This window comes from Haloprofundus marisrubri (assembly GCF_001469955.1).
Taxonomy (GTDB): Archaea; Halobacteriota; Halobacteria; order Halobacteriales; family Haloferacaceae; genus Haloprofundus; species Haloprofundus marisrubri.
Genome location: NZ_LOPU01000014.1, coordinates 1 through 2,182, shown reverse-complemented (window position 1 = coordinate 2,182; position 2,182 = coordinate 1). Strand labels below are relative to the sequence as shown.

General features: G+C 63.1%; 2 protein-coding genes and 1 pseudogene. All 3 read left to right on the top strand.

Features of this window, described 5'->3' with window-relative positions; translation table 11 throughout:
* Positions 1–697, top strand: a 697-nt coding sequence (locus AUR64_RS02955; RefSeq protein ID WP_205628366.1) for a (2Fe-2S)-binding protein, incomplete at its 5' end; no start/stop codon positions are given.
* Positions 697–1,971, top strand: a complete 1,275-nt coding sequence (gene glpB, locus AUR64_RS02950) for a glycerol-3-phosphate dehydrogenase subunit GlpB (protein WP_058580468.1) — start codon at positions 697–699, stop codon at positions 1,969–1,971. The genes AUR64_RS02955 and glpB, both read left to right, overlap by 1 nt.
* Positions 1,972–1,978: 7 nt before the next feature.
* Positions 1,979–2,182: pseudogene (locus AUR64_RS02945) on the top strand (anaerobic glycerol-3-phosphate dehydrogenase subunit C); the annotation flags it as partial.

Here is a 2,182-nt window from a genome sequence, read left to right as displayed (position 1 = left end):
CGTCGGCGGCAAGTTCACCACCTACCGGATGATGGCCGAGAAGATTTCCGACCACGTCTGCGAGCAGTTCGGCATCGATACCACCTGTCGCACCGCGGACGAACCCCTGCCCGGCAGCGAGGATTTCTCGGTTCTGCGCGACTACATGGACGAGTTCGGACTCCGCTCGCCTATCGGTCGCCGGAGCGTCCAACGACTCGGTTCGCGCGCCGACGAAGTGCTCAAAACTGGCGAACCGAATCCCGTGATTTGCGAGTGTGAGGCCGTCACCCGCGCCGAAATTCAAGATGCAATCGAGCAATCGGGCTCCGACCTCAACGCCGTCCGAATTCGGACGCGAGCTTCGATGGGCAACTGCCAAGGAGGCTTCTGCTGTCATCGCATGGCCACCGAACTCTACCCCACCTACGACGAACCAACGGCCAGAGAAGCGCTCGACGAACTGTTTCAGGAACGCTGGAAAGGCGAAGTCCACGCCCTGTGGGGCGAACAGCTCTCGCAAGCGATGCTGAACTACGCGCTGCACGCGACCACCATGAACCGCGACGGCGACCCCGCCGCGATGGACGAAGCCGTCGATTTCGCCGCCTTCGACGGCGGTGCCGGTGTCGGTGCAAGTGAAGGGGAATCCGGACGCTCGGGCGCGACCGCCGCTGACGGCGGCCGTCCGAGACACAAAGACCGAGGTGAGCGCTGATGCCCATTCGAGAAGACGTGGTCGTTCTCGGCGGCGGTCTCGCCGGGTCGATGGCCGCGCTCTCGGCCGCCGAATCCGGTGCGAGTGTCCGCCTCGTCACCTACAAGAAGAGTACACTTCGGTTCGCCAGCGGCCTCATCGACGTACTCGGCTACGCCAACGGTGATGGTCCCGTCTCGAATCCCTACGACGCACTCAGCTCATTACCCGACGACCATCCGTACTCACTCGCTGGCGAACAGGCCATCCGTGACGGCCTCTCGCTGTTCGACCAAGTAACTGGAGACAGCTACCGTGGTTCGCATACGGACGCGAATGCGCTCGTCCCCACCTACGGCGGCACGGTCAAACCCACCGCTCGATATCCGGAAGCTTCGGCAGCAGGCCTCGCCAGCGACAGTCGCTCGATGCTCGTCGTCGGCTTTCGGTCGTTGACCGACTTCGACGCCCGACTCGTTTCCGACCACCTCGAAGCCGCGGGCGTCCCCTTCGACGTGCACGGCGCCGAGTTGTCGTTCCCCAAAGAGTACCGCGCCGACGCCAAAGTCACGCGATTCGCCAAAGCATTGGACAAAAACGAAGACATTCGATTCGCCGGGCGCTCGGTCTGGATGCGCGAAGCCGTCGCCGAAACCGTCAAACCTCGGTTGAAGGACGCAGAACGCGTCGGCTTCCCCTCGCTTCTGGGCGACGAACACGCCGACGAAGTTCGTGCGGACCTCGAATCACATCTCGGTGCAGACGTGTTCGAGATTCCGATGGGACCGCCGAGTTTCCCCGGCCTGCGACTCGAAGACCGACTGTTCTCGGCGCTCGACGACGCGGGTGTCCGCATCAGTTCGGGCAATCCCGTCGTCGATTACGAGGCCGAAAACGGCCGATTGCAGGCGGTGTACGTCGACCGAAAGCGTGCGAAAATTCCCTATCACGCCGACGAATTCGTCCTTGCCACCGGCGGACTCGTCGGCAAAGGCATCGACTCCAGTCGTGAAGGCGTGACCGAGCCGATTTTCGACGCGCACGTCCCGCACTCGTCGGACCGCTACGACTGGTTCGACGACGACGCCTTCGGCGAGCATCCGTTCGCACGATTTGGCGTGGTCGTCGACGACGAGATGCGCGTCTTGGACGACACCGACGAAGCACAGTTTGCGAACTTGCGAGCGGCGGGCGCGGTCGTCGGCGGTGCCGACGGCGCGGCCGAAAAATCCAGCAGCGGACTCTCACTCGCCACCGGCGTCGTCGCCGGCCGAAATGCAGGAGCCAGTATCTGAGTTAACCATGAGCGACGCAGAAACCCCAGCCGACACGACGAATCCGAACGTAGAACACGATGACTTCGAACCCGTCCAAGTGTTTCCCGAAGCCGACGAGATGGACCTCCGACCCGGCGCGGACAACTGTTACAAATGCACGACCTGCGACTCGTCGTGTCCGGTCGCCGAAGTCGACGACGAGTTCCCCGGACCCAAATTCCAGGGTCCC